Here is a 23,891-nt window from a genome sequence, read left to right as displayed (position 1 = left end):
CTATAACTTATAAGCGGCTCCAAATTATTTTTGGGGCCGCTTGTTTTTTGTCTACCCAATTTAAAAAAAGGGTGGTACAATTCGCGTCCCTTTTAAAGAGGCAGCCCGACCCGAGAGGGTCTAGTTTTAATATTTAGCGGAGCACTAACAATGATCCAGATGCAAAGTACACTTGACGCAGCAGATAACTCTGGCGCGCGCAAGGTAATGTGTATTAAGGTTCTGGGTGGCTCTCACCGCCGTTATGCACATATCGGTGACATCATCAAAGTTACAGTTAAGGAAGCAATTCCTCGCGGTAAAGTAAAAAAAGGTGATGTTCTGAAGGCGGTAGTAGTGCGCACCCGTAAAGGCGTTCGTCGCCCAGACGGTTCTGTCATTCGCTTCGACAGTAATGCTTGTGTATTGTTAAACGACACTACTGAGCAACCAGTCGGCACACGTATCTTTGGTCCTGTGACTCGTGAACTTCGTAACGCGAAATTCATGAAGATTGTATCACTAGCACCTGAAGTTCTGTAAGGAGCGGCAATATGGCAGCTAAAATCCGTCGTAATGACGAAGTAATCATTCTTGCTGGTAAAGATAAAGGCAAGAAAGGTAAAGTAACTAAGGTTCTGACAACTGGTAAAGTTATCGTTGAAGGCATCAACCTTGTTAAGAAACACCAAAAGCCGGTTCCGGCTCTAGGTCAACAAGGTGGCATCGTTGAACAAGAAGCAGCTATTGACGCTTCTAACGTTGCAGTTTTTAACGCGGCTACTGGTAAAGCAGACCGTATCGGTTTCCGTATCGAAGATGGCAAGAAAGTTCGTTTCTTCAAATCTAACGGCGAAACTGTTTCTAACTAATTAGAAGTAATTTGGAGTTCTACTATGGCGAAACTGCATGATTACTACAAGTCGTCTGTAGTCGCTGAGCTTACCAAAGAGTTCAGCTACACAAGCGTCATGCAAGTCCCTAGGATTGAGAAAATCACCCTAAACATGGGCGTTGGTGAAGCAATCAACGATAAGAAACTGCTAGAAAACGCAGCAGCTGATATGGCAACGATCTCTGGTCAAAAGCCACTTATCACTAAAGCGCGTAAATCTGTAGCTGGTTTCAAAATTCGTGAAGGCTACCCAATTGGTTGTAAAGTAACCTTGCGTGGTGAGCGCATGTGGGAATTTTTAGAGCGTTTAATCTCTATCGCACTTCCACGTGTACGTGATTTCCGTGGTGTTAGCGCTAAGTCTTTCGACGGTCGCGGTAACTACAGCATGGGCGTTCGCGAGCAAATCATCTTTCCGGAAATCGACTACGATAAAGTCGATCGTGTCCGCGGTCTTGATATCACTATCACGACTTCTGCGGGTTCCGATGAGGAAGGCCGAGCTCTGCTGGCTGCCTTTAACTTCCCATTCCGTAAGTAAGGGTAGGGTTACTGTTATGGCTAAACAATCAATGAAAGCACGTGAAGCTAAACGTGCAAAACTAGTAGCTAAGTTCGCTGAAAAGCGTTCTGCGCTAAAAGTTATCATTAGCGATGTAAACGCATCTGAAGAAGATCGTTGGAATGCGGTTCTTAAACTGCAATCTCTTCCACGTGATTCAAGTGCATCACGTCAGCGTAACCGTTGCAACCAAACTGGTCGTCCACACGGTTACCTACGTAAATTCGGTCTAAGCCGCATTAAGGTTCGTGAAGCTTGCATGAAAGGCGAGATTCCGGGTCTTCGTAAGGCTAGCTGGTAATTGCCACTTAATCATTTGGAGTAAATCTTATGAGCATGCAAGATCCGATTTCGGATATGCTGACCCGCGTTCGTAACGGTCAGGCAGCAAACAAAGTTGCTGTAAAAATGCCTTCTTCAAAGCTTAAAGTTGCAATTGCTGCACTACTAAAAGCTGAAGGTTACATCGTAGACTTCGCTGTTGAAGGCGAAGCAAAACCTGAGCTAGAAGTTACTCTTAAGTACTTCCAAGCTAAACCTGTAATCGAGCAAATCAAGCGTGTATCACGTCCTGGTCTAAGAGTTTATAAAAATAAAGACTCTCTACCAACAGTGATGGGCGGTCTTGGTATTGCAGTTGTTTCTACTTCCAAGGGTCTAATGTCTGACCGTGCTGCTCGTAAAGCAGGTCTTGGCGGTGAAATCATCTGTTACGTAGCTTAATAAGGAGTAGATTATGTCTCGTGTTGCTAAAGCACCTGTCGCTATTCCAGCTGGCGTAGAGGTGAAACTAAACGGCCAAGAAGTTACTGTAAAAGGTAGCAAAGGTGAGCTTACTCGCGTTCTTAACAACGCCGTAGTTATTGCACAGGAAGAAAACAACCTAACTTTCGGTCCGAAAGAAGGTGTTGCTAACGCATGGGCACAAGCTGGTACAGCTCGCGCTCTAGTTAACAACATGGTTGTGGGTGTTACAGAGGGCTTCACTAAGAAGCTAACTCTAAAGGGTGTTGGTTACCGTGCTGCTATGAAAGGCAACTCTGTAGCTCTAACTCTTGGTTTTTCTCACCCAGTAGAGCACGCTCTACCTGAAGGTATTAAAGCTGAGTGCCCTAGCCAAACTGAGATCGTTGTAACTGGTTGTGACAAGCAGCTAGTTGGTCAAGTTGCGGCTGACATTCGTTCTTACCGTGCTCCTGAGCCTTACAAAGGTAAAGGTGTTCGTTACGCAGATGAAAATGTGCGTACTAAAGAAGCTAAGAAGAAGTAAGGTATCACTATGGATAAGAAAGCATCTCGCATCCGTCGTGCTACACGTGCACGTCGTAAGATTGCAGAACTTGGTGCAACTCGCCTGGTAGTACACCGTACTCCTCGCCATGTTTACGCACAAGTTATCGCGGCAAACGGCTCTGAGGTTATCGCAGCTGCTTCTACTGTAGAAAAAGCGATCCGTGAGCAAGTTAAGAACACTGGTAACGTTGATGCAGCTAAAGCAGTTGGTAAAGCTGTTGCTGAGCGCGCTCTTGAAAAAGGCGTAGCTTCAGTTGCATTCGATCGTTCTGGTTTCCAATACCACGGTCGAGTAGCGGCGCTAGCAGAATCTGCTCGCGAAGCTGGTCTGAAATTCTAAGGTAGGGTTGGAAGATGGCTAAAGAACAACAACAAGCTAATGATTTGCAAGAAAAGCTAATCGCTGTTAACCGTGTATCTAAGACGGTTAAAGGTGGTCGAATCATGAGCTTCACTGCACTAACAGTAGTTGGTGACGGTAATGGTCGTGTAGGTTTCGGTTACGGCAAAGCTCGTGAAGTACCTGCTGCGATTCAAAAAGCAATGGAAAAAGCGCGTCGTAACATGGTTACTGTTGCGCTGAACGAAGGCACTCTTCACCACCCGGTGAAAGGTCGTCATTCGGGCTCTAAAGTTTACATGCAGCCAGCTGCAGAAGGTACAGGTGTTATTGCCGGTGGTGCAATGCGTGCTGTACTTGAAGTTGCGGGCGTACATAACGTACTTTCTAAAGCATACGGTTCTACGAACCCTATCAACATCGTTCGTGCAACGATTGGTGCTCTAGTAGACGTTAAGTCACCAGAAATGGTTGCTGCTAAACGTGGTCTAACTGTTGAATCTATTTCGGAGTAAGCACACGATGGCAACTATTAAAGTAACTCAAACTAAAAGCTCAATTGGTCGCCTACCTAAGCACAAAGCGTGTCTTAAAGGTCTAGGTCTTCGTCGCATCAACCATACAGTAGAACTTGAAGATACTCCGTGCGTACGCGGTATGATCAACAAGGTTTACTACATGGTTAAGATTGAGGAGTAATCAGAATGCGTTTGAATACTCTATCACCGGCTGCTGGCTCTAAACCTTCTAAGAAGCGTGTAGGTCGTGGTATCGGTTCTGGCCTTGGTAAAACAGGTGGCCGCGGTCACAAAGGTCAAAAGTCACGTTCTGGCGGCTCTGTTCGTCCAGGTTTTGAAGGCGGTCAAATGCCTCTAAAACAACGTCTACCTAAATTCGGTTTCACTTCTCGTAAGAGCCTAGTGTCTGCTGAAGTTCGTCTAGCTGAGCTAGCGAAAGTAACAGGTGACGTAGTTGATCTTAACAGCCTTAAAGCTGCTAACGTTATCACTAAGAACATCGAATTCGTTAAGATCGTTCTTTCTGGTGACCTGAGCAAAGCTGTGACTGTTAAAGGTCTACGCGTGACTAAAGGCGCTAAAGCTGCAATCGAAGCTGCAGGCGGTAAAATCGAGGAATAATCTCGAGGAACGAGGTACAGATGGCTAAGAAACCAGGACAAGATTTTCGTAGTGCTCAGAGCGGCTTAAGTGAACTAAAGTCGCGCTTATTATTCGTAATTGGTGCACTTTTAGTATTCCGAGCCGGCTCTTTTGTGCCGATCCCTGGTATTGACGCAGCTGTACTTGCCGATTTGTTCGATCAGCAAAAAGGTACCATCGTTGAAATGTTTAACATGTTCTCCGGTGGTGCTCTTGAGCGTGCATCTATATTAGCATTGGGTATCATGCCGTACATTTCGGCATCGATCGTAGTCCAATTGTTAACTGTAGTTCATCCAGCGTTAGCGGAACTCAAGAAAGAGGGTGAAGCAGGCCGTCGTAAGATAAGCCAATATACACGCTACGGCACGCTTGTACTTGCAACATTCCAAGCTATTGGTATTGCAACGGGCTTACCAAACATGGTCGACAATCTGGTTGTTATCAACCAAACCATGTTTACGCTTATTGCTACCGTGAGTTTAGTAACTGGTACCATGTTCTTAATGTGGTTAGGTGAACAAATCACTGAGCGAGGAATCGGTAATGGTATTTCCATTCTGATTTTTGCAGGTATTGTTGCTGGATTGCCTTCTGCAATCGGTCAAACAATCGAGCAAGCGCGTCAAGGTGAATTGCATGTGCTTCTTCTGCTGTTGATTGCTGTATTGTCTTTTGCTGTTATCTACTTCGTAGTTTTCATGGAACGTGGTCAACGTCGTATCGTCGTTAACTATGCGAAACGTCAACAAGGTCGTAAGGTTTTTGCAGCACAAAGCTCTCACTTGCCTCTTAAAATTAATATGGCAGGTGTTATTCCAGCGATTTTCGCATCGAGCATTATTTTGTTCCCAGGAACATTAGCACAGTGGTTTGGTCAAAATGGTGAAAGCAGCGCGTTCGGTTGGTTAACTGACGTGTCATTAGCTCTTAGCCCAGGTCAGCCTCTGTATGTAATGCTTTATGCAGCAGCTATAATCTTCTTCTGTTTCTTCTATACAGCGTTGGTGTTTAACCCACGTGAAACAGCTGATAACTTGAAGAAGTCTGGTGCATTCGTACCCGGTATCCGCCCAGGTGAGCAGACAGCGAAATATATCGATAAAGTGATGACTAGACTAACCCTTGCGGGCGCTCTATACATTACTTTTATATGTCTGATTCCTGAATTCATGATGGTCGCGTGGAACGTTCGTTTCTACTTCGGCGGCACTTCACTACTAATCGTAGTGGTAGTTATCATGGATTTCATGGCACAGGTACAGACTCATCTGATGTCACAACAGTATGATTCTGTGTTAAAGAAAGCGAATCTGAAAGGTTACGGCCGTTAATTCGGTGGTAATAATTTCAGTTCCATTTACGGAGTTTAGCAATGAAAGTTCGTGCTTCCGTTAAAAAAATCTGCCGTAACTGTAAAGTTATCAAGCGTAACGGTGTCGTTCGCGTGATTTGCAGTGAGCCAAAGCATAAGCAACGCCAAGGCTAATCAGCAGAAATTTTTACTTGAAATACAAGGTAGAGTCGAGTATATTTCTCGGCCTACCTTTTGCGTGCAAAAGAAGTAGTATGCCGCAGCGTATCCATAACGGGCTTTGCTGCGGATAATTCTTTTATGAACCCCTTAGGAGTGAATAATGGCCCGTATAGCCGGCATTAACATTCCTGATCACAAGCATTCTGTAATTGCACTTACTGCAATCTACGGTATCGGTAAAACTCGCTCTCAAGCTATTCTAGCTGAAGTGGGTATTGCTGAAGATGCTAAGATCAGTGAACTAACTGAAGAGCAGATCGATCAACTGCGTGATGGTGTAGCTAAGTACACTGTAGAAGGTGATCTACGTCGTGAAGTATCGATGAACATCAAGCGTCTTATGGACCTTGGCTGTTACCGCGGTCTTCGTCATCGTCGCAGTCTACCACTACGTGGACAGCGTACTAAAACCAACGCTCGCACCCGTAAGGGTCCGCGCAAGCCGATCAAGAAATAGTCGGATAAGGTAGAGTACAATGGCAAAACAACCAACTCGCGCGCGTAAGCGCGTACGCAAGCAAGTAGCTGATGGCGTAGCGCACATTCATGCTTCTTTCAACAACACAATCGTAACTATCACTGACCGTCAAGGCAACGCTCTTGCATGGGCTACAGCAGGTGGTTCAGGTTTCCGTGGTTCTCGTAAATCTACTCCGTTCGCAGCACAAGTTGCAGCTGAGCGTTGTGGTGAAATGGCTAAAGAATATGGCCTAAAGAACTTGGAAGTTATGGTTAAGGGTCCAGGTCCAGGTCGTGAATCTACTGTTCGCGCACTGAACGCTGCTGGTTTCCGTATCACTAACATTGTTGATGCGACACCAATCCCTCATAACGGTTGTCGTCCACCTAAGAAACGTCGCGTTTAAGTTTCGTTTCTAGGAATATTGGAGAAAGATCATGGCAAGATATTTGGGTCCTAAGCTAAAGCTTAGCCGTCGCGAAGGTACTGACTTATTCCTTAAGTCTGGTGTCCGTGCGATCGATACCAAGTGTAAAATTGATAACGCACCAGGTGTACACGGCGCTCGTCGCGGTCGTCTATCTGAGTATGGCGTTCAGCTTCGTGAGAAGCAAAAAGTTCGTCGTATCTACGGCGTTCTAGAAAAACAATTCCGCAACTACTACAAAGAAGCTGCACGTCTAAAAGGCAACACGGGTGCAAACCTGCTTCAGCTTCTTGAAGGTCGTCTTGATAACGTAGTTTACCGTATGGGCTTTGGTGCAACTCGCGCTGAATCTCGTCAGCTAGTTAGCCACAAGTCTATCCTAGTTAACGGTAAAGTTGTAAACGTTCCTTCTTTCAAAGTAGCGGCAAACGACGTTGTTTCTATCCGCGAGAAAGCTAAACAGCAATCTCGTATTAAAGCAGCTCTAGAAGTTGCTGAACAACGTGAAAAGCCAACTTGGATTGAAGTAGATGCTGGCAAAATGGAAGGTACATTCAAGCGTATGCCTGAGCGTTCTGACCTATCAGCTGACATCAATGAACACTTGATCGTCGAACTTTACTCTAAGTAAGGTTAAAAAAAGAGAGGACACAATGCAGGGTTCTGTAACAGAATTTCTTAAGCCGCGTCTTGTTGACATTGAACAGATCAATACGACACACGCGAAAGTAACTCTTGAGCCATTAGAGCGCGGTTTCGGCCACACTCTAGGTAATGCTCTTCGCCGCATTCTTCTATCTTCTATGCCGGGTTGTGCCGTAACAGAAGTTGAAATCGAAGGTGTGCTACACGAATACAGCACTAAAGAAGGCGTTCAGGAAGATATCCTGGAAATCCTTCTAAACCTTAAAGGTTTGGCTGTGCGCGTTGCTGAAGGCAAAGATGAAGTGTTTATTACACTGAACAAATCAGGCTCAGGCCCTGTTGTTGCAGGTGACATCACCCACGATGGTGATGTAGAGATCGCTAACCCTGAGCACGTAATTTGTCACCTAACGGATGACAACGCTGAGATCGCTATGCGCATCAAAGTTGAACGTGGTCGTGGTTACGTTCCAGCTTCAGCTCGTATCCATACTGAAGAAGATGAGCGTCCAATCGGTCGTCTACTTGTTGACGCTACTTACAGCCCGGTTGATAAAATCGCTTACGCTGTAGAAGCGGCACGTGTAGAACAACGTACTGATTTAGACAAGCTTGTTATCGATATGGAAACGAACGGTACTCTAGAACCTGAGGAAGCAATCCGTCGTGCAGCTACTATTCTAGCTGAACAACTGGATGCGTTCGTAGATCTTCGTGATGTACGTGTACCTGAGGAGAAGGAAGAGAAGCCAGAATTCGATCCTATCCTACTACGTCCTGTAGACGATCTTGAACTAACAGTTCGCTCTGCTAACTGTTTGAAAGCAGAAGCGATTCACTACATCGGTGATCTTGTACAGCGCACTGAGGTTGAGCTACTTAAAACGCCAAACCTTGGTAAGAAATCTCTTACAGAGATTAAAGATGTGCTTGCTTCACGTGGTCTTTCTCTAGGCATGCGTCTAGAAAACTGGCCACCAGCGTCAATCGCTGAAGATTAATCGAAAAGTTAGAAGGATTAGGTCATGCGCCATCGTAAAAGTGGTCGTCAACTCAACCGCAACAGCAGTCATCGTAAAGCGATGTTCAGCAACATGGCTAGCTCTCTTGTTCGTCACGAAGTTATCAAAACTACCGTGCCTAAAGCAAAAGAACTACGTCGCGTAATTGAGCCGTTGATTACCCTAGCTAAGACAGACAGTGTTGCTAACCGTCGTCTTGCATTCGCTCGCACTCGTGATAACGAAGTGGTAGCAAAACTATTTAATGAACTAGGCCCGCGTTTCGCGGCTCGCCAAGGTGGTTACACTCGCATTCTTAAATGTGGTTTCCGTACTGGTGATAAAGCTCCAATGGCTTACATTGAGCTTGTAGACCGCCCAGCTGCTGAAGAAGCTGCTGAGTAATCTATCTAGATTCTTAATACAAAAAGCCGAGCATTAGCTCGGCTTTTTTGTATCTGGACTTTGCGTTTTTAAAGGTTGAATCTTGCACCAAGATTTTTGGCATTTATTCTTGCCTTCTCGGCTTCACTATTCAAAATATCTCGCATCTCGCATCTCGCATCTCGCATCTCGCATCTCGCATCTCGCATCTCGCATCTCGCATCTCGCATCTCGCATCTCGCATCTCGCATCTCGCATCTTCCACCCACAAAAAAGAGCACCGAAGTGCCCTTATCATTTTTTAAAACTAACCGCTCACTATTATTGCCAAATAGCAGTCAAAGAATCCATCAAGCCACTCGTTGCGCCTTGAGATTGCAGTGTTTGCAGAATGATTGGTGCAAACGTTGATACCATCGATGGATCCATACCTAAACTAGAAAAGGCACTTTCAACTGCACCTTGTGAGTTTAGTAGTGATGATAGACCCGTTGACTCCAGACTAGACATACCTGGGATAAGTGACGCAAGCTCTTTGTTATCTGTAGTATCTAGTGAGTTCTGTGCCAGTGCTAACATAGAACCGATACCACCAATCGCTTGATCGCTAGTGACAGACGCTTGGTCAGCAACAGTGTCAGCAAGCGGTGTTGTTTCATTTTGTTGAGACCACATGTTTACAGCTGCCATTAATGCAGTTTGTGATAGTTGAGAGTAGTTGGTATCAGAACCAGAACTGGTTTGTTCAGAGTCGCTAGTGCTAGCGCAAGAGACAACAGCAAGGCTGCTTAAAACTGTGATGAGTACTTTCTTCATTATTCGTCCTTAAGTAATAAAGTAATTTACTCTTTACTATAAACGAAAAATGGCGATGTAGTGACATCGCCGTTGGATTATTTCAATTTTATTTGCCTATAGTATTTTGTTTTACTAAAGGTTTTTATAAAAATTAAAGAATAGCTAGAAGTTCAACTTCAAATACTAGAGCTGCAAATGGTGGGATTGCAGCACCTGCGCCACGCTCACCGTATGCTAGATCTTGAGGGATGTATAGTTTCCACTTAGAGCCAACAGGCATCATTTGTAGAGCTTGTACCCAACCTTGAATTACGCCAGTTACTGGGAATTCAGCTGGTTGACCGCGAGATACAGAGCTGTCGAAAACAGTACCGTCAGTTAGTTCGCCGTGGTAGTGAACACGTACTTGCTTGTCTGCAGTTGGGATTTCGCCAGTGCCTTCCGTTAGTACTTCGTATTGAAGACCAGACTCAAGAACGGTTACTTCTGAACGAAGAGCGTTGTCAGCTAGGAAAGCTTCGCCGTCAGCAGCTGCAGCTTTAGCTAGTTCTTGACGTGCAGCTTCACCGCGAGTGTGTAGCTCTTGTAGTGCGTTGTTGATTTCGTCAACTTCGATAGCTGGCATGTCACCAACTAGAGCTGTAGCGATACCAGCAGCGATTGCGTCAACGTTTAGGCCTTCAAGACCAGAACCAGCAAGTTGTTGGCCCATTTGTAGACCGATACCGTAGCTAGCTTTTTGCTCTACAGTTTCAAATTTTACTTCAGACATGAAAAGTCACTCTTTTTGTCAGTACGAAAAAGGTAAGAATACCAGTATTAGCAGCGTGAAGAAACGGCTAGTCCCTGATCACTTGCGCTTTACCGTGTCCAAATCACAGCCATGTCAATTTTCTTGCATTGAGCCCCGTTGTGACGGAAAGATCTATACTGTTGGTACTTTGGTTTTTATACTGTAGTTATTCAATGTATAGGACGCAGTGGTATGAATCGTCGTCAAAAGAAAAAGCAGAAAGTTGACCACTTAGCAGAACTCAAGGATCGACTGAATCAGGTCAAAGAGAAATTGAGCTCGATCGATATTAAAGGAATGAAAACCTCAGCAGTGCAAACTTGGGGCTCATTACCCAAATTACACCAAAGATTATTAATGGTGATTTCGCCGATCGTTCTTGTCCTACTTGTTGTGCCGTTGCCTGAACCTAAAGTAGAGGCAACTCCGGTTACATCTCGCGTTGCGCTAGAGATAAATACCGTTGGGCTGAGCGAACAGCAAAACACCAAGAGCAGCTCATCAGAGCCGAGTAACAATAATTGGCAGGAATACCTAGTTAAGCAAGGTGATACCTTGGCTCAGGTTTTTCGAAACAACGATCTACCACTGTCTGATTTAAATGCGCTAGTGCGTATTGAAGGCGCAGACAAGCCACTCAGCCAGATCCGCAAAGGTCAGTTAGTTCGATTCAAATTAGCTGAAACCGGACAACTTGATATCCTACAGTTAGAGAAGGGCGACACATCAGTTATGTTCTTCCGTTTATCTGATGGTGGCTTTGGCCGCAGCAAATAGATATCTTGCGTGAGTTACGAACTCAACAGTACGAACGAGACAAGAAAGAGCTAAGCATTAGCTCTTTTTTTTGGTCGCTTGAAAGGCGCGAGCGGTAAGATGATCAACATAATACCAATGAAGGTTAACGTATCAGGGATCTCATCGAACCATATGGCGCCAATTAACGCGACAAACACCAAGCCTGAATATTCAGCCAAGGCAATTTGGCTAGAGTGTGCTTTTTGGTAGGCGGCAACCGCAAGCCCGTTATAACTCAGTATGAGCGTCGCACTCAATGCTATGTATCCAAGATGTTCTAAAGACACCGGTTGCCAATACAATAAGCATAGTATTAACGAGGCTGGGATAGAGAAGAGGGTTGTCCACCACAACGTGGTCACCACAGATTGTTCACTAGGGAGCTTTCGTACCAATACATTGAACAGGGCAAGCGTTAGTGCAGTCCCCAATGCAAACAGTGCTGCCCAGTGAAATTGCGATGGCCGCAAAACGATTAGCGCGCCAACAAAGCCGACAGTGGTGGCGATGACTTTGCCAAGCGCAGGCTGCTCTTTGAGTAGAAGTACTGACAGAGGCAGCATCAATAATGGGGCTACGTAAAATACCGCGTTAGCTGTCGCTAAAGACATATGGGTGATCGCGACCACCATACATCCACTGCCGATTAAGATCAGTTGTCCACGAATTAAGGTGACCTTGGCTTGTTGTAAGCAGCGTTGCTCCTTGCTTTGTCGCAGCCACAAAGGAGCAATGAGTAACAGAGATATCAACTGACGGAAAAAAATATACTGAAGAGGTGGGACTTCGCCGTTCAATAACTTCACAGCTACGTCAGAGAGCGAGGCAAACAGGTTGCCAGCAATCAAAAGTAGGATACCGACAGTGATATTCGACATTACTTCTCTAATCTCATGTCTACGTGTGGAATATCATCTTCCAAATACATTTCAGAGATCGTCTTGAATCCATGGCTAGCGTAGAAGCTTTCTAGGTGCTCTTGCGCACCAATATCGATGGTCGTGTTCGGCCACAATGCCTCACAGCGAGCTAATGCTTCCACCAGCAATTTATGCCCTAAACCATTGCCTCTTGCTGATTGTTTGGTTGCAACTCGACCAATACTGGCATTGTCATAAGTGGTGCCAGGCGGCAATAAACGAGCACACGCGATGAGCTCTCCGTCCGCATAGCCCATTAGGTGCTGAACACCTTCAAGGGTGTCTTTGCCATCGAGCTCTGGATAAGGGCAGGTTTGCTCAACCACAAATACATCGACTCGTAGTTGCAGCAGTTGATAGAGCTGTTGTGTTGAAAGTTCAGAAAAGGGAATAGAGTGCCAAGTGATCATGTTTACATCCAGAGATTATCGATGCTTTGAATGTACTATGCACACTGACCGTTGGCATTAACTATTGTTAATGCGACCTTTAATTCTACTCAAACTTATCGCCGTTATTCCTAGGTAGGCAGCAATTTGATTGTCGTTGAGGCGTTGTTCCAGATCGGGGTAGTGCTCACAGAAAAGCTGGTAACGTTGCTCTGGTGTATAGAGCAACATGAATCGCTCTTTGTTTTCCTTGTGCATCAGCTGGGTTTCTAACAACTTTAAATACAAAGGATTATTAGAGGCACGCCACTCGATTACGGCCTTCATTGGCAGTTCTAATAGCGTAATAGGCGTGAGGGTTTCAAGCAGGTAAGGGGACGCTTGGTTTTTTATCAAGCTCTCAAAGCCGATGATCCAGTCTTGCTCCCAGTAGAACTCTTTGCTGTATTGCTTGCCCTCATTAGTGAGGTAACAAGCATGGCATAAGCCCTCAAGCACGAAGTAAATTGAATCTGCCATCTCTCCTTGGTTAATAAGGATGTGTCTGGTTGGTAGCTCAAGAGGCTTGGCGACAGCGACTAGCGATTCAATCTGACTTTGTGAGAAGTCGAAGCTTTGCAGTTGTTCGATAAAAGAGGTGTGCATGAAAATAACCTAACCCAAATAAGTGCTGAAATCATCGCACTTATTTGAGTGTAGGTACAGTTCGGGCTAAATCAGCGTTGAGTGTGCTGCTCTAGGTAATCTTGAGCAAGCTCTCGCCCCATGTACTTACCTAAGGTTTTCAATGGTACCTTCTTAAGGTTAACCACAATCAAGCCATCTAGCGCATCATTAAACGATGGGTCGACGTTAAAGCACACTAGCTTGCCATTCATCCCAAGATACTGGCGCAGTAGTACCGGTAATCCTTTTCCTTGCTCCATACGAGCTAATACTTTGGATAGTAGAGGCACACTTGCTAGTGAAGACAATAGGTGATTTTGCCAGAACACATGACTGCTAGTATTGAGCGGTGACGAAGGGGAAACCAGACTCGCCTTTTCTTCATCATAATGGTGAATCGATAAGGTCGTCGCGATCAACAGGCGCGCGTTGTGGCTGTAATCATTACTGATACTGACCGGGCCAAATAGGTGAGTATATTGAGGGTGTCGAGAGACAAAAGTCGCAATACCTTTCCATAGCAGTAACAGTGAGTTGAGGCTCTTTTGATAAGGTTTACTCACTACAGAGCGACCAAGTTCAATACTGTTATCTAGGGTATCGATGAACTCTTGATTGTAGTTGAACAGGCTACGGGAATAGAGTTGGTCTAATCCGTGGTCTGCAATTAGCTTGTCGACCATACCCAGTCGATAAGCACCGACTAATTCGGCCTTAGCTTTGTTCCACACAAACAGTTGATGGTAGTACAGGTCATATTCATCCAAGTCACAAGCAAGCCCGCTACCTTCACCGACTTCTCGAAAGCTCTCTTCTCTGACTCGACCAATCTCTCGCATTAAATTGGGAATAGATTGGCTTGGCGTACAGTAGACCTCGAAGTCACCCTGTTCGAGTAGCATCGTTTCTTGAGGTAGTGAGTCGATCTCTATTGCCAATACTTCTGGTGATATTGGCGCAATCACTTGGGTATCGAAAGAGGGGGCGTGGATCTGCGTGTTCGGGCTATCTTGTTGACTCATAAGATAGGTGTTGAGCCTTAGATAGTTGACGATATCCATCTCTTTTTCAAACGATTTTATCTCTGAATACGGAATCGATGAGCCAATCGAGATAGAGATAGTTGTCGCCTGTTTATTGAGAAGTTCACGCCCGAGTAGAGCGGTTCTCAATAGTGGATGCACTCGACCGGCTTGGTAGAACAGCTCACTGTTTTTGCCATTGATAAAGATTGGAACCGTCGTCGCTTGATGGCGCTTAACAAACTTAGCGACCGATTTGCTCCACTCGATGTCGGTAAGTGTTTTTGCCCCTTTGCGGTAACTGGAGACTTCTCCGGCTGGGAACACGATCAGCAGCCCACCATCAGCCAGGTGATGATTGGCATCTCGTATCGCTTTGGCATTAGTACGCTTTGATTCTTTACCATTAAATACATCAACACCAATGAAAAGGTCATCCAGTTCAGGTAGTCGTTTGAGTAACTCATTCGCCAATACCTTCACATCCTTCCTCACTGATCCTACGAGATCAGCTAGGATCACACCTTCAATCGCACCGAGTGGGTGGTTCGCTACAATCACGACAGGGCCTTCTTCAGGAATGTTTTCTGTGCTTCCCGATGCAATGGAGTAGTCGATATTGAGCGCCGACAAGGTGTAATTCATGAATTCGAAGCTAGATAACTCGTCTTGTCGATCTTGATAGAGTCGGTCTAGCTTAGATAGCCCAGTTGCCCACTCGACAACAGACTCACCCAAACCAAAAGGCGTGTAACGTGGTAAACGAAAAGGACTATCAATCATAATGAAGCTACCTTATTGACTAAAGTTGTTTAGGAAACCGTCTTGATTCTTGAAATCTTTCACACTTAAAAACGCACCGCATAACCAGACCAGGCATGCCATGCCAAACAATAACCCGCCGTCGTAACCGACAATCTCACCTGCTGCATTGAACTCAGGCACTTGAATACCGAGTGGCGTAAACAGGTGGAAAAAGATTGCGCCACTCATGATCCCCATATTCATAATGGCACCCAGGCCATGCCAGCGAGTGAACAGTAGAATGGCAGAAATTAATTCAGCGATGCCTATCAAATAGCCGCCAAACGAACCGAACCAGCTTAAGCCTGACCATGTCGCGAGCGTGCCAAAGATATGCTCTGTCTCGTATGAGCCTGTGAATTTAAAAAACAGCGACTGAATGAACACAAAAGCGATTAATGCTGCCGGAAGATGTTTAGCAGGAGTGAATGTCATGGTTATTCCCTTACTTAATCAGCTGCGGCCAAGCTTTATCGGCTTGTTGAATGTGCTGGGCACGGTCTTTCTCCCAAGTTTCTTGAATCTCTTGGTCGTAGTTCAGGTAAAGTTTGTCATCCACTATGGTCCAATATTGTGGGTCACCTGGTGCAAAGTCGTTTTTGGCAGAAACGGCCCATGCGCAATAACCACCATATTGAGGGGCATATTTTTCAGGATTATTAACAAATAAAGTCAGATTCTTTTCAGAAGAGAAATACCAATCCGCACCTTTGTATTCAGTGCTGAATTGTTTACTGCCTTCAACAGGCTTGCCTGAGGTGAAGTAAGCCACGGTATCGTAGCCATCGAGTGCCTTGCTGCTAAAGAAGCCGGTATAGATTTCATCGGCGGCAAATACGTACGGGCTAACAAGTAGCATGACCATGGTGATTAGTTTTCTCATGATGGACTCCATCTATAGATTGATTGCTGGTGATAAATTGAAGGTAAAACGCTGCTGATTTATCTGGCGTGGCTTGATTGGTTCGCAAGGTGAGCCGGGTGCATAAAACATCGAAGCATGACCATGCAGATTACGTAAATGGGTAAAGCTGACTGTGTGCGCGTCTTCACGATGCATACAGGTTGCTAAATGGGGCTGTTCACTGTGATGGTGAGAGTGGAACTTAAGTAAGTTTTGCTGACTTTTCTCTGTTGCAACGAGTTGATCGTATTGGGCTTGTCGGTAGGCTTGTACTCGTTCTAAATCAACACCGGATGAGAATAGAGGCGAGTCGGTTTCCATTATTTTCTGTTGGATGCCGTCCCACATATAGGCAATCACAACACCATTGTGCTGCGTTAGATTTGGAGCAAAAGCCAGTAGGGTAAATGGGGCAAACGAGTGTAGGTTGAGCCTATTAAAAGCCTCAGAAAGCTGACCAAGATTACAGCTCGAGGATAGGTTCTTCAGTAATAAACCACGGCTGACCAATGGGCCGACTGGAACCATGCCTTGATAATTATTGAGTAGGCATAGTGAAAGCCCGTACTGGTTAATGCTGATCCAGCTACCACCGCCTGTTGGGTCGAGTGGCATGATGATATCGACACCGTTAACTTGATACTGTTTAGGTGGCATGGCTAATGCTCGTGTCTTTTGTTCATCACGATTAAAAAAGACCTGATAACCATTTTCTTCAAGTAACCAAGATACTGAACACATGATTATTGCTCCCTCAGATAGCTACTAGTGGTTGGGGCATAACCAAAGGTGTTACAGGTTTCAACATCAAGGAAGGTGGTGATCACTTTGATCATCGCGTAGTGATGATTGGCGTGCAGCGCTGCAAAAGTCACTTCTCTTTCTAGTGTTGAAGGTAGGCTAGCGAACACTTGAGTATCCATCGAAACCTCAGTTTGGATCGTGATAGGTGCTTCTAGATCATGATGGTCTAATCGCTCCAGCCAATTGATCACGTAGTGGATCTCTTTGATTGCCATCGACCTATCGTATTCGACTGGGTGACCACGACGACGAGTGTTGTAATCAATGGTCGCATCCACTTTCAAAATCAAAGCGTGAAAAAGATCCAGCGTATGGCGAGTATGCTCACCAATAGAGCTAGTGACATGTGGCTTAGCACTCGTTAGATAATCGCTATCAGAAATCGCTGTCAGGAACTCTAGGCCTTGATTCAGTATCTCTACCGCTCCCTTGATACTCGGAGATACAGCGGCAAAGGCGCTCGGCTGGGCTATCGGGTTCATGCATGTTCCTCGTATAAAGTTAGTCGGTGGTCGGATATTGTTGAACAAGGCGTCGCTCTTCTTGCCACGCGTTAAATAGGCTCTTAAAAGATGGAGGCTGGTGGCCTCGCTGTTTCTGTTGAGCGCCGATGTCAAAAAGAATGCGGTATTGTTGAAGTAACGTAGAAAAAATCTCTCGCAGTGGGGCATTGCGATCCCATATGTGCCCAGCTTCACTGCTTGCACCATTGACTTCAAGGATAGTGAAATCCTCACCTCTCATTAGGCTGTGCATGTCCTTAAACTTGACGTCGAGTCGACCAAAGTGGAAGCCATCGAAGTCGTCAAATATTTCATCTAAACGTTCGGTTAGAGCCTGAGTGATGTATTGATTACCATCTCGGAAGATACAGCCACGGCTATGGCTACCTGCAAACGCAAGTTGGAACTCTTCGCCCTCTGCGAGTACTTGATCCAACTTATCTTCATGCCTTGGTAGATACAGGTGACTGAGCTGCCCTGCTCGCGGGTTATCTTCTATTAATTGCTTGAGTGTCGAAGTGCCATCGCCAGTCACCATTGGCGAATATTTGAGAGTGATCGAAATGATCTCGCCTTGTTTGCTATTCGGGTAACGAACATAAAAAACACCAGCCTCAGCTTGATAAGGCGCCTTTTCTTGCAGCAAAAAGCGAGCATGATTTGGGAAGGATTCAATATATTGCTCAAGTTGATCTTGGTTATTGATCAGCTTGACGCCCACGCCTCGGCAACCAAGATCCGGTTTCGCCACAATAGGGAAATCAAGATCCGATTGGATGAGTGCACTGAGCGCATCTTCTGCTTGTTTCTTGCTGCTGAGATCAGTTTTGGTGAGGGTGATAAACGGCGAGATCCAGTGCTGGCTTGACGATCCGGCAAGGCTCAGTATCTCGTGTTTTGATTCACCAACCATGCCGCTGAGTTTGATACTCGGGTTGGCAATGAGTGGCAGTGCCCAATCAAAGTGCCGTAACCCTTGAATCAGACTCTGAATCACGACAGGTGTATAGAAAAACCAAGTCGGAAGAAACTCATAAGGAGAGACACTGCGCACAGTATCTTTTTCAAGTAGGGGCATGCCTGCATTGATTTGATGTGCGGGAATAACGCGAATATCTTGCGGTGAACTCATGATAATCCTCTAGAGTAGGTTTTATTCATTAATCGATTACCGACAAGCAGCAAAGCGATGGCACACGGGATGACGATCCATTGATATTCAGAGGCTTGCAGCCACGCTGATGTCCCTAAATAGTAGATGGCAGAGAAGACAATGCCAGTCCATAACGCAGTGGCGCTGATCACGGCAAACAAGAAAGTAGGGAGAGGGATGGCGAAAAAACCACTTAAGGTAAAACCAACCGTGCGTAGCCCAGGAATAAAGCGGATAACGAAAAGGCTGCTGAATGCGTTTTGACGTAATTTGGTGCGAAGTGCACGAAAGTATCGATTGGTGAGTGCCTTATAACGAACGCCTCTAAAATAACGCCCTGATTTACCAAGGTAATAAAGACCAAGATCACCAGTGGCAATGCCAATGAAAATTGCAAGTAACGCATATTGAGGAAGAATGAGCCCTTGCGTGGCTAAACCGGCAGCGGTAACAATCGCAAGATCTTCAAGCAGGTAAGAAAGCGCGATAATGCCAAGCATCAGCCATAGCAGCGACTCCTCCCCTGAATTTAACCATGCTTGAATGCTCTCGACGGTGCCCATCAAATGTCCTTATCTATCCTATAGATGAATGGCTTATCGACCATTCATTGAGTGTGGTAAATTAAATAGACAGGAGGAGCTGAGAAAAACTTACAGCGAATTGCTGCTTTTTTACGTTGATTGGATTCAATAGGTGATTTGAGGTTTGCGATATTAGGCGAAGAATGAGTAGGAGTTTAAGCTTCGCAAGTTAAGGCTTTACAATGAGAATTTAGATAAGAAAAGAAAAAGGCTGAGTCGTTAAACTCAGCCTTTTAGAAGGTTAACTATTGATTACTAGAGTAATCTATTTAGTTAGATCAATTTGGTAAACGCCGAAACCAACATCGTCAGTGGCAACACGTTTCATTGGGTATTGACCCTTCTCTTTGATGAACTGTGCTGCTTTCTCACTTGGCGACGTTTCAAAGCGGATATCTAGCTTTTTATCCGTTTTGATTGGTGCGAATGACCAGTTGTTATCAGCTGTTGGGCTCACTTGGCCTTGCTCTTTGCTTACGCGAGAGATGTAGTTCGCCAGTACAGTACGGTTCTCATCTGGTGCATCAAATGCGATGAAGTCTTCACCTGTGCCTGGGAATTTAGCGCTGTAAGCTCGGTAGTTGTTGGTTGCGATCAGGAAGTCTTGCTTCATGTCGATTGGCTTACCTTGGTAAGTTAGGCCAACAATACGCTGAGAATCAGGGTTAACCACTTTACAGTTTGCATCGTATTTCGCAGGCTGAGTTACGTCGATTTGGTAATTCACACCGTCGATAACATCGAAGTTGTAAGTACGGAAGTTATCCCACTCAATCAGCTGTTGTGGTGCTGTTGAGTTCACATCGATTTGGTTGAATTGGCCAGCAGAACACTCAAGCCACTCTTTTACTTCGTGACCCGTTACCTTCATCGCCACTAGCGTGTTCGGGTAAAGGTACAAGTCAGCAGCGTTACGGAAAGTTAGTTGACCAGATTCCACTTCAGTGAAGTTTGCTGGGTCATTCTTACGACCGCCTGCTTTGAATGGTGCCGCTGCAGAAAGTACTGGTGTACCGTCTAGGTCAGGGTCGCCTTGGATGAATTGCTCTACGTAATCTTTTTGTGCAAGGTTAACGATCTGTACGGTTGGATCGTCTTGTACTAGAGACAGGAAGCTGTACATCACGTCATCTGCTTTACCAATTGGTTGGTTCACAAAATCACGAGTACCTTGGTGGTCTTTTTCTAGTGCTGTTACGATGCCTTCATCCGCTGCAGCCAGTGATTTCTTCTCGATCTTGTCGTAGATAGGGCGAGCTTCAGATTGGCCTTTTACGACTTCCCACTTACCGTCTTTTTGCTCCAGTGTTAGGTCCATAACACCTACGTGGCTACCCCAACGACCTGGCATTACTGCCGCAACACCGTTCATGGTGCCGTTTTCGTTGTCAACGCCTTGGATGTTGTCGAAGCCTTTACCTGGGAATACGGCGTGAGAGTGACCGAATGCAATCGCATCAATACCTTCTACTTCAGATAGGTAAAGCGTAGAGTTCTCTTCGCCTGCTTTGTATGGGTCTTGAGATACGCCAGAGTGAGGGATCGCAACGATAACGTCTGCGCCTTCAGCCTTCATTTGAGGTACTAGCTCGTTCGCTGTCTCAACGATGTCGCGAGCGATCACTTTACCTTCAAGGTTCTTTTTATCCCACGTCATGATTTGTGGTGGAACAAAGCCGATGTAACCCACTTTGATCTCGTGCTCTACGCCAGCTGTATCTGCGAACGTGTGTGTCTTGATGATGTAAGGTGTGAAGTAGTGCTCTTTTGTTTCAGCATCGTAAACGTTAGCACTGATGTATGGGAAATCAGCGTCGTTGATAGATTCTTCTAGGAACTCTAGGCCGTAGTTGAACTCGTGGTTACCGATGTTCGCTGCATCATAGCTTAGCTGGTTCATTGCTTTGTAAGCAGGGTGAACTTCACCGGCAACGATGCCTTTGTCTGCCATGTAGTCACCCATTGGGCTACCTTGCAGTAGGTCACCGTTATCAACTAATACGCTGTTTGTTACTTCGTTTTGAGCTTCTTTTACTAGAGTTGCAGTACGTGCTAAGCCAATTTTTTGTGATGGCTTGTCTTTGTAGTAGTCGTAATCCATTAGGTTAGTATGGATGTCAGTTGTCTCTACGACACGTAGTTTAATCACTTCATCGGTATCTGGTGTTGTTGTGCAGCCTGCGAGTGTCAGACCAAGACCTGCAAGTACAGCCAATGATAAAGGTTTCATTGCAACTTTCATTTTGTAGCTCCAAAGTGGATAGAAGAAAATTCGTTGCGTAATGTAACAAAATGGAATGAAACAATGATTACAACGAATGTTAATTCGTGACTTAGATCGATTACTTTATGGTGTTCTGCAAGATGCCTCCCAAAGCTGCTCAATCCATGCACAAATGATATCGATAAGATTAGTCCATTCATTTCACCTGGTTATCTATTTATTACACGCCTTATCAGTTTTTCGAATAAAAAATGAAATTTTAGAATTTCCAGTAATATGAGCGGCTCGTCATAATGCCTATATCAAGGACGTATCAGGCAGATGAATAGCAAGGACAGCTCAATCGAAGCTTCTGTTTTCTTCTAGTGCCAATACTCCCATTCACTAAGTGGATGAGCTAAATCCCTTGCTTGGTGAGACCAAGTAATGAATTGCTCGTAACGCGAGCCTTAAAGGAAGCACTGAAATGGACCAAGAACGTTTAACCCACCTAAAACAGCTAGAAGCGGAAAGTATTCATATTATCCGTGAAGTGGCGGCTGAGTTTGATAACCCAGTAATGATGTACTCCATCGGTAAAGATTCTTCTGTGATGCTTCATTTAGCTCGCAAAGCGTTTTACCCGGGCAAGATTCCATTCCCGCTGTTACACGTTGATACGGATTGGAAATTCCGCGAGATGATTGAGTTCCGTGACCGCACAGCCAAAAAGTACGGTTTTGACCTTTTGGTACATAAGAACCCTGAAGGCCTAGCAATGGGGTGTAGCCCATTTGTGCACGGCTCTTCTAAGCATACCGACATCATGAAAACTCAGGGCCTTAAGCAGGCGTTAAACAAGTATGGGTTCGATGCTGCTTTTGGTGGTGCTCGTCGTGATGAAGAGAAATCTCGAGCGAAAGAGCGTGTTTACTCTTTCCGCGATAAGAACCACACGTGGGATCCAAAGAACCAGCGTCCAGAGCTTTGGCACACTTATAACGGTCAGGTTAACAAGGGCGAAAGCATCCGTGTATTCCCTCTATCAAACTGGACTGAGCTGGATATTTGGCAATACATCTATCTAGAGAGCATCGATATTGTTCCACTTTACCTTTCAGATAAACGCCCGGTGGTTGAGCGTGATGGCATGCTGATCATGGTTGATGATGACCGTATGGAGCTGCAAGAAGGTGAAGTGATTGAAGAGAAAAGCGTTCGTTTTCGTACTTTAGGCTGTTACCCACTAACCGGAGCGGTTGAATCTGAGGCGAATACGCTAACAGGCATTATTGAAGAGATGCTGGTGGCGACGTCCAGTGAGCGTCAAGGTCGAGCGATTGACCATGATCAGTCGGGCTCAATGGAGCTGAAAAAGCGCCAAGGTTATTTCTAAGAATCTAAGGAAAGAAAAATGAATAGTGCAGTAGAAGCCGAATTGGCTGAACTAGGGATTGAAGGTTATCTGAGTCAGCATCAGCATAAATCTATGCTTAGATTCTTAACTTGTGGCTCGGTGGATGATGGCAAAAGTACGCTAATCGGTCGCTTACTCCATGATACAAAGCAGATTTATGAAGATCAGCTAGCAGCGGTTCACTCGGATAGCCAACGAGTGGGTACCACTGGTGAGAAACCTGATTTAGCACTGCTTGTTGATGGTTTGCAGGCTGAGCGTGAGCAAGGCATCACCATCGATGTTGCTTACCGCTACTTCTCGACGCAAAAACGTAAATTTATTATTGCTGATACCCCAGGGCATGAACAGTACACGCGCAACATGGCAACAGGCGCTTCAACGTGTGATCTGGCGGTGATCTTGATTGATGCTCGTAAGGGCGTTCTGGATCAAACGCGTCGTCATTCGTTTATTTCTAACTTGCTTGGTTTGAAGCATTTCATCGTTGCAGTCAACAAGATGGATCTCGTGGATTATTCACAAGATCGTTTTGAAGAGATTCGCGATGAATATCTAGAGTTTGCAGAAAACCTAGAAGGCGAAACTAACATTCAGATCTTGCCGGTTTCGGCGCTTGAAGGCATCAACGTTGCTGCACCAAGTAAAGAGCTAGCATGGTTCGAAGGCCCATCTCTACTGGAAGTGTTAGAGAACGTTGATATTGACCAAAAACGTTCTGCGGGCGAGTTCCGTTTCCCAGTGCAGTATGTGAATCGTCCTAACTTAGACTTCCGCGGCTTTGCCGGTACTGTGGCTTCTGGCCGTGTCAGCGTTGGTGATGAAATCAAGGCGTTGCCATCAGGAAAAACTTCTAAGGTTGCACGTATCGTAACCTTTGATGGTGATTTGGAATCTGCCCAGGCGGGCTTGGCGGTAACGCTGACCCTTGAAGATGAAATCGATATCAGTCGTGGTGATTTGATTGTGTTGGAAAACGCTCAGATTGAATCAACTAACCACGTATTGGCAGACATCGTGTGGATGACAGAGCAACCACTGCAACCGGGCAAAGCTTACGATATCAAGATCGCCGGTAAGAAGACTGTTGGTCAGGTTGAAACGGTTCGTCACCAATACGACATCAACAATCTCTCGACTCACGAAGTCGATGAGTTGCCACTGAATGGTATTGGCTTGTGTGAGTGGTCATTGAACGAGACTGTCGCACTGGATAAATACCGTGAAAGTGCCGATACCGGTGGCTTCATCGTTATTGACCGCCTAACTAACGTGACAGTTGGTGCGGGTTTGATTCGAGACCGTTTGGACTCTGTTGAACAGCAAGTCGGTAACTTCTCTGCATTTGAACTTGAGTTTAATGCATTGGTTCGCAAGCACTTCCCGCATTGGGATGCCAAAGATTTAAGTCAACTACTGAAGTCATAAACGACTGAGTAACAGCTTATTG

At 45.4% G+C, this 23,891-nt stretch carries 33 protein-coding genes; 20 read left to right on the top strand and 13 right to left on the bottom strand.

Annotated features, from left to right (window positions below; translation table 11 throughout):
- Positions 1–150 precede the first annotated feature (150 nt).
- The 17 genes from rplN to rplQ all read left to right on the top strand — a co-directional run bounded on the left by rplN (position 151) and on the right by rplQ (position 8,704).
- On the top strand, positions 151–522 hold the full coding sequence (gene rplN / locus OCV52_RS14155; protein WP_004738793.1) for a 50S ribosomal protein L14: 372 nt from the start codon (positions 151–153) through the stop codon (positions 520–522).
- Positions 523–533: 11 nt separating this feature from the next.
- Entirely contained in the window at positions 534–851 is a 318-nt protein-coding gene (gene rplX / locus OCV52_RS14150; protein WP_004738792.1) for a 50S ribosomal protein L24, read from the top strand.
- Positions 852–875: 24 nt separating this feature from the next.
- Complete coding sequence (gene rplE, locus OCV52_RS14145; protein WP_004738790.1) at positions 876–1,415, top strand: 50S ribosomal protein L5; 540 nt, start codon at positions 876–878, stop codon at positions 1,413–1,415.
- A gap of 16 nt (positions 1,416–1,431) precedes the next feature.
- Positions 1,432–1,737: a 30S ribosomal protein S14 gene (gene rpsN, locus OCV52_RS14140; RefSeq protein ID WP_004738789.1), complete on the top strand. Its 306-nt coding sequence runs from the start codon at positions 1,432–1,434 to the stop codon at positions 1,735–1,737.
- A 29-nt stretch (positions 1,738–1,766) separates the two neighbouring features.
- Positions 1,767–2,159: a 30S ribosomal protein S8 gene (gene rpsH, locus OCV52_RS14135; protein ID WP_004738788.1), complete on the top strand. Its 393-nt coding sequence runs from the start codon at positions 1,767–1,769 to the stop codon at positions 2,157–2,159.
- 13 nt (positions 2,160–2,172) lie between these two features.
- Positions 2,173–2,706 carry a 50S ribosomal protein L6 gene (rplF, locus tag OCV52_RS14130; protein WP_004738786.1) on the top strand — a complete coding sequence of 178 codons (534 nt, stop codon included), beginning with the start codon at positions 2,173–2,175 and terminating at the stop codon, positions 2,704–2,706.
- Positions 2,707–2,715: 9 nt separating this feature from the next.
- Positions 2,716–3,069 carry a 50S ribosomal protein L18 gene (gene rplR / locus OCV52_RS14125; protein ID WP_004738784.1) on the top strand — a complete coding sequence of 118 codons (354 nt, stop codon included), beginning with the start codon at positions 2,716–2,718 and terminating at the stop codon, positions 3,067–3,069.
- Positions 3,070–3,083: 14 nt separating this feature from the next.
- Positions 3,084–3,584 carry a 30S ribosomal protein S5 gene (gene rpsE / locus OCV52_RS14120; protein ID WP_004738783.1) on the top strand — a complete coding sequence of 167 codons (501 nt, stop codon included), beginning with the start codon at positions 3,084–3,086 and terminating at the stop codon, positions 3,582–3,584.
- Positions 3,585–3,591: 7 nt separating this feature from the next.
- The gene (gene rpmD / locus OCV52_RS14115; protein ID WP_004736756.1) at positions 3,592–3,768 is read left to right on the top strand and encodes a 50S ribosomal protein L30; all 177 of its coding nucleotides are present in this window, start codon (positions 3,592–3,594) and stop codon (positions 3,766–3,768) included.
- 5 nt (positions 3,769–3,773) lie between these two features.
- Positions 3,774–4,208, top strand: a complete 435-nt coding sequence (rplO, locus tag OCV52_RS14110) for a 50S ribosomal protein L15 (RefSeq protein WP_004736758.1) — start codon at positions 3,774–3,776, stop codon at positions 4,206–4,208.
- Between the two features lie 20 nt (positions 4,209–4,228).
- The gene (gene secY / locus OCV52_RS14105) at positions 4,229–5,563 is read left to right on the top strand and encodes a preprotein translocase subunit SecY (RefSeq protein WP_004738781.1); all 1,335 of its coding nucleotides are present in this window, start codon (positions 4,229–4,231) and stop codon (positions 5,561–5,563) included.
- A 41-nt stretch (positions 5,564–5,604) separates the two neighbouring features.
- On the top strand, positions 5,605–5,718 hold the full coding sequence (rpmJ, locus tag OCV52_RS14100; protein WP_000868186.1) for a 50S ribosomal protein L36: 114 nt from the start codon (positions 5,605–5,607) through the stop codon (positions 5,716–5,718).
- A 148-nt stretch (positions 5,719–5,866) separates the two neighbouring features.
- Entirely contained in the window at positions 5,867–6,223 is a 357-nt protein-coding gene (gene rpsM / locus OCV52_RS14095) for a 30S ribosomal protein S13 (RefSeq protein WP_004738779.1), read from the top strand.
- Between the two features lie 19 nt (positions 6,224–6,242).
- Positions 6,243–6,632, top strand: a complete 390-nt coding sequence (gene rpsK / locus OCV52_RS14090) for a 30S ribosomal protein S11 (protein ID WP_004738778.1) — start codon at positions 6,243–6,245, stop codon at positions 6,630–6,632.
- A 31-nt stretch (positions 6,633–6,663) separates the two neighbouring features.
- Positions 6,664–7,284, top strand: a complete 621-nt coding sequence (rpsD, locus tag OCV52_RS14085; RefSeq protein WP_004738777.1) for a 30S ribosomal protein S4 — start codon at positions 6,664–6,666, stop codon at positions 7,282–7,284.
- 22 nt (positions 7,285–7,306) lie between these two features.
- On the top strand, positions 7,307–8,299 hold the full coding sequence (locus OCV52_RS14080) for a DNA-directed RNA polymerase subunit alpha (protein ID WP_004729813.1): 993 nt from the start codon (positions 7,307–7,309) through the stop codon (positions 8,297–8,299).
- A gap of 24 nt (positions 8,300–8,323) precedes the next feature.
- Complete coding sequence (rplQ, locus tag OCV52_RS14075; RefSeq protein WP_004729812.1) at positions 8,324–8,704, top strand: 50S ribosomal protein L17; 381 nt, start codon at positions 8,324–8,326, stop codon at positions 8,702–8,704.
- Positions 8,705–9,004: 300 nt separating this feature from the next.
- Here the strand turns inward: rplQ and OCV52_RS14070 are convergent, their stop codons facing one another.
- Both OCV52_RS14070 and OCV52_RS14065 read right to left on the bottom strand, forming a co-directional pair.
- Positions 9,005–9,499: a DUF2780 domain-containing protein gene (locus OCV52_RS14070; RefSeq protein WP_137407588.1), complete on the bottom strand. Its 495-nt coding sequence runs from the start codon at positions 9,497–9,499 to the stop codon at positions 9,005–9,007.
- 133 nt (positions 9,500–9,632) lie between these two features.
- Positions 9,633–10,253 (bottom strand): FKBP-type peptidyl-prolyl cis-trans isomerase, encoded by a 621-nt coding sequence (locus OCV52_RS14065; RefSeq protein WP_008220519.1) that lies wholly within the window; start codon positions 10,251–10,253, stop codon positions 9,633–9,635.
- A gap of 213 nt (positions 10,254–10,466) precedes the next feature.
- On the opposite strand from OCV52_RS14065, the gene OCV52_RS14060 reads away from it, so the two are divergent.
- Positions 10,467–11,051, top strand: a complete 585-nt coding sequence (locus tag OCV52_RS14060) for a LysM-like peptidoglycan-binding domain-containing protein (RefSeq protein WP_137407589.1) — start codon at positions 10,467–10,469, stop codon at positions 11,049–11,051.
- A gap of 50 nt (positions 11,052–11,101) precedes the next feature.
- On the opposite strand, the gene OCV52_RS14055 is transcribed toward OCV52_RS14060, so the two are convergent.
- The 11 genes from OCV52_RS14055 to OCV52_RS14005 form a co-directional block, all read right to left on the bottom strand.
- The gene (locus OCV52_RS14055) at positions 11,102–11,950 is read right to left on the bottom strand and encodes a DMT family transporter (RefSeq protein ID WP_137407590.1); all 849 of its coding nucleotides are present in this window, start codon (positions 11,948–11,950) and stop codon (positions 11,102–11,104) included.
- Positions 11,950–12,402, bottom strand: a complete 453-nt coding sequence (locus OCV52_RS14050) for a GNAT family N-acetyltransferase (RefSeq protein WP_137407591.1) — start codon at positions 12,400–12,402, stop codon at positions 11,950–11,952. Before OCV52_RS14050 ends, OCV52_RS14055 begins: the two co-directional genes overlap by 1 nt.
- 57 nt (positions 12,403–12,459) lie before the next feature.
- Complete coding sequence (locus OCV52_RS14045) at positions 12,460–13,026, bottom strand: Crp/Fnr family transcriptional regulator (protein ID WP_105025855.1); 567 nt, start codon at positions 13,024–13,026, stop codon at positions 12,460–12,462.
- A 71-nt stretch (positions 13,027–13,097) separates the two neighbouring features.
- Complete coding sequence (locus OCV52_RS14040; protein WP_004738762.1) at positions 13,098–14,852, bottom strand: lysophospholipid acyltransferase family protein; 1,755 nt, start codon at positions 14,850–14,852, stop codon at positions 13,098–13,100.
- Between the two features lie 12 nt (positions 14,853–14,864).
- Positions 14,865–15,308, bottom strand: a complete 444-nt coding sequence (locus OCV52_RS14035) for a hypothetical protein (protein WP_137407592.1) — start codon at positions 15,306–15,308, stop codon at positions 14,865–14,867.
- Between the two features lie 10 nt (positions 15,309–15,318).
- Positions 15,319–15,756, bottom strand: coding sequence for a YHS domain-containing (seleno)protein (locus OCV52_RS14030; protein WP_019825480.1), 438 nt, complete (start codon positions 15,754–15,756; stop codon positions 15,319–15,321).
- A 12-nt stretch (positions 15,757–15,768) separates the two neighbouring features.
- Entirely contained in the window at positions 15,769–16,518 is a 750-nt protein-coding gene (locus OCV52_RS14025) for an NRDE family protein (RefSeq protein ID WP_137407593.1), read from the bottom strand.
- A 2-nt stretch (positions 16,519–16,520) separates the two neighbouring features.
- Positions 16,521–17,063: a DinB family protein gene (locus tag OCV52_RS14020; protein WP_116871598.1), complete on the bottom strand. Its 543-nt coding sequence runs from the start codon at positions 17,061–17,063 to the stop codon at positions 16,521–16,523.
- A gap of 19 nt (positions 17,064–17,082) precedes the next feature.
- Positions 17,083–18,216, bottom strand: a complete 1,134-nt coding sequence (locus tag OCV52_RS14015; RefSeq protein WP_137407594.1) for an ATP-grasp domain-containing protein — start codon at positions 18,214–18,216, stop codon at positions 17,083–17,085.
- Positions 18,213–18,800, bottom strand: coding sequence for a DedA family protein (locus OCV52_RS14010; protein WP_137407595.1), 588 nt, complete (start codon positions 18,798–18,800; stop codon positions 18,213–18,215). Before OCV52_RS14010 ends, OCV52_RS14015 begins: the two co-directional genes overlap by 4 nt.
- Positions 18,801–19,086: 286 nt before the next feature.
- A complete protein-coding gene (locus OCV52_RS14005) occupies positions 19,087–21,063 on the bottom strand; it encodes a bifunctional 2',3'-cyclic-nucleotide 2'-phosphodiesterase/3'-nucleotidase (protein WP_137407596.1) in 1,977 nt (658 codons plus the stop codon).
- A 448-nt stretch (positions 21,064–21,511) separates the two neighbouring features.
- Between OCV52_RS14005 and cysD the strand changes: the two genes are divergently transcribed.
- A complete protein-coding gene (gene cysD / locus OCV52_RS14000; RefSeq protein ID WP_017632955.1) occupies positions 21,512–22,420 on the top strand; it encodes a sulfate adenylyltransferase subunit CysD in 909 nt (302 codons plus the stop codon).
- An 18-nt stretch (positions 22,421–22,438) separates the two neighbouring features.
- Entirely contained in the window at positions 22,439–23,869 is a 1,431-nt protein-coding gene (gene cysN, locus OCV52_RS13995; RefSeq protein WP_061033918.1) for a sulfate adenylyltransferase subunit CysN, read from the top strand.
- The last annotated feature ends 22 nt before the right edge of the window (positions 23,870–23,891 follow it).

The sequence above is a fragment of the Vibrio chagasii genome (assembly GCF_024347355.1).
Lineage (GTDB): Bacteria > Pseudomonadota > Gammaproteobacteria > Enterobacterales > Vibrionaceae > Vibrio > Vibrio chagasii.
This window is presented reverse-complemented; position numbering and strand designations above follow the sequence as displayed.

What these genes read in the sequence shown, in the direction of transcription:
- rplN (WP_004738793.1), top strand. Translation starts at nt 151, where the DNA reads ATGATCCAGATGCAAAGTACACTTGACGCAGCAGATAACTCTGGCGCG.
- rplX (WP_004738792.1), top strand. Translation starts at nt 534, where the DNA reads ATGGCAGCTAAAATCCGTCGTAATGACGAAGTAATCATTCTTGCTGGT.
- rplE (WP_004738790.1), top strand. Translation starts at nt 876, where the DNA reads ATGGCGAAACTGCATGATTACTACAAGTCGTCTGTAGTCGCTGAGCTT.
- rpsN (WP_004738789.1), top strand. Translation starts at nt 1,432, where the DNA reads ATGGCTAAACAATCAATGAAAGCACGTGAAGCTAAACGTGCAAAACTA.
- rpsH (WP_004738788.1), top strand. Translation starts at nt 1,767, where the DNA reads ATGAGCATGCAAGATCCGATTTCGGATATGCTGACCCGCGTTCGTAAC.
- rplF (WP_004738786.1), top strand. Translation starts at nt 2,173, where the DNA reads ATGTCTCGTGTTGCTAAAGCACCTGTCGCTATTCCAGCTGGCGTAGAG.
- rplR (WP_004738784.1), top strand. Translation starts at nt 2,716, where the DNA reads ATGGATAAGAAAGCATCTCGCATCCGTCGTGCTACACGTGCACGTCGT.
- rpsE (WP_004738783.1), top strand. Translation starts at nt 3,084, where the DNA reads ATGGCTAAAGAACAACAACAAGCTAATGATTTGCAAGAAAAGCTAATC.
- rpmD (WP_004736756.1), top strand. Translation starts at nt 3,592, where the DNA reads ATGGCAACTATTAAAGTAACTCAAACTAAAAGCTCAATTGGTCGCCTA.
- rplO (WP_004736758.1), top strand. Translation starts at nt 3,774, where the DNA reads ATGCGTTTGAATACTCTATCACCGGCTGCTGGCTCTAAACCTTCTAAG.
- secY (WP_004738781.1), top strand. Translation starts at nt 4,229, where the DNA reads ATGGCTAAGAAACCAGGACAAGATTTTCGTAGTGCTCAGAGCGGCTTA.
- rpmJ (WP_000868186.1), top strand. Translation starts at nt 5,605, where the DNA reads ATGAAAGTTCGTGCTTCCGTTAAAAAAATCTGCCGTAACTGTAAAGTT.
- rpsM (WP_004738779.1), top strand. Translation starts at nt 5,867, where the DNA reads ATGGCCCGTATAGCCGGCATTAACATTCCTGATCACAAGCATTCTGTA.
- rpsK (WP_004738778.1), top strand. Translation starts at nt 6,243, where the DNA reads ATGGCAAAACAACCAACTCGCGCGCGTAAGCGCGTACGCAAGCAAGTA.
- rpsD (WP_004738777.1), top strand. Translation starts at nt 6,664, where the DNA reads ATGGCAAGATATTTGGGTCCTAAGCTAAAGCTTAGCCGTCGCGAAGGT.
- OCV52_RS14080 (WP_004729813.1), top strand. Translation starts at nt 7,307, where the DNA reads ATGCAGGGTTCTGTAACAGAATTTCTTAAGCCGCGTCTTGTTGACATT.
- rplQ (WP_004729812.1), top strand. Translation starts at nt 8,324, where the DNA reads ATGCGCCATCGTAAAAGTGGTCGTCAACTCAACCGCAACAGCAGTCAT.
- OCV52_RS14070 (WP_137407588.1), bottom strand. Translation starts at nt 9,499, where the DNA reads ATGAAGAAAGTACTCATCACAGTTTTAAGCAGCCTTGCTGTTGTCTCT.
- OCV52_RS14065 (WP_008220519.1), bottom strand. Translation starts at nt 10,253, where the DNA reads ATGTCTGAAGTAAAATTTGAAACTGTAGAGCAAAAAGCTAGCTACGGT.
- OCV52_RS14060 (WP_137407589.1), top strand. Translation starts at nt 10,467, where the DNA reads ATGAATCGTCGTCAAAAGAAAAAGCAGAAAGTTGACCACTTAGCAGAA.
- OCV52_RS14055 (WP_137407590.1), bottom strand. Translation starts at nt 11,950, where the DNA reads ATGTCGAATATCACTGTCGGTATCCTACTTTTGATTGCTGGCAACCTG.
- OCV52_RS14050 (WP_137407591.1), bottom strand. Translation starts at nt 12,402, where the DNA reads ATGATCACTTGGCACTCTATTCCCTTTTCTGAACTTTCAACACAACAG.
- OCV52_RS14045 (WP_105025855.1), bottom strand. Translation starts at nt 13,026, where the DNA reads ATGCACACCTCTTTTATCGAACAACTGCAAAGCTTCGACTTCTCACAA.
- OCV52_RS14040 (WP_004738762.1), bottom strand. Translation starts at nt 14,852, where the DNA reads ATGATTGATAGTCCTTTTCGTTTACCACGTTACACGCCTTTTGGTTTG.
- OCV52_RS14035 (WP_137407592.1), bottom strand. Translation starts at nt 15,308, where the DNA reads ATGACATTCACTCCTGCTAAACATCTTCCGGCAGCATTAATCGCTTTT.
- OCV52_RS14030 (WP_019825480.1), bottom strand. Translation starts at nt 15,756, where the DNA reads ATGAGAAAACTAATCACCATGGTCATGCTACTTGTTAGCCCGTACGTA.
- OCV52_RS14025 (WP_137407593.1), bottom strand. Translation starts at nt 16,518, where the DNA reads ATGTGTTCAGTATCTTGGTTACTTGAAGAAAATGGTTATCAGGTCTTT.
- OCV52_RS14020 (WP_116871598.1), bottom strand. Translation starts at nt 17,063, where the DNA reads ATGAACCCGATAGCCCAGCCGAGCGCCTTTGCCGCTGTATCTCCGAGT.
- OCV52_RS14015 (WP_137407594.1), bottom strand. Translation starts at nt 18,216, where the DNA reads ATGAGTTCACCGCAAGATATTCGCGTTATTCCCGCACATCAAATCAAT.
- OCV52_RS14010 (WP_137407595.1), bottom strand. Translation starts at nt 18,800, where the DNA reads ATGGGCACCGTCGAGAGCATTCAAGCATGGTTAAATTCAGGGGAGGAG.
- OCV52_RS14005 (WP_137407596.1), bottom strand. Translation starts at nt 21,063, where the DNA reads ATGAAAGTTGCAATGAAACCTTTATCATTGGCTGTACTTGCAGGTCTT.
- cysD (WP_017632955.1), top strand. Translation starts at nt 21,512, where the DNA reads ATGGACCAAGAACGTTTAACCCACCTAAAACAGCTAGAAGCGGAAAGT.
- cysN (WP_061033918.1), top strand. Translation starts at nt 22,439, where the DNA reads ATGAATAGTGCAGTAGAAGCCGAATTGGCTGAACTAGGGATTGAAGGT.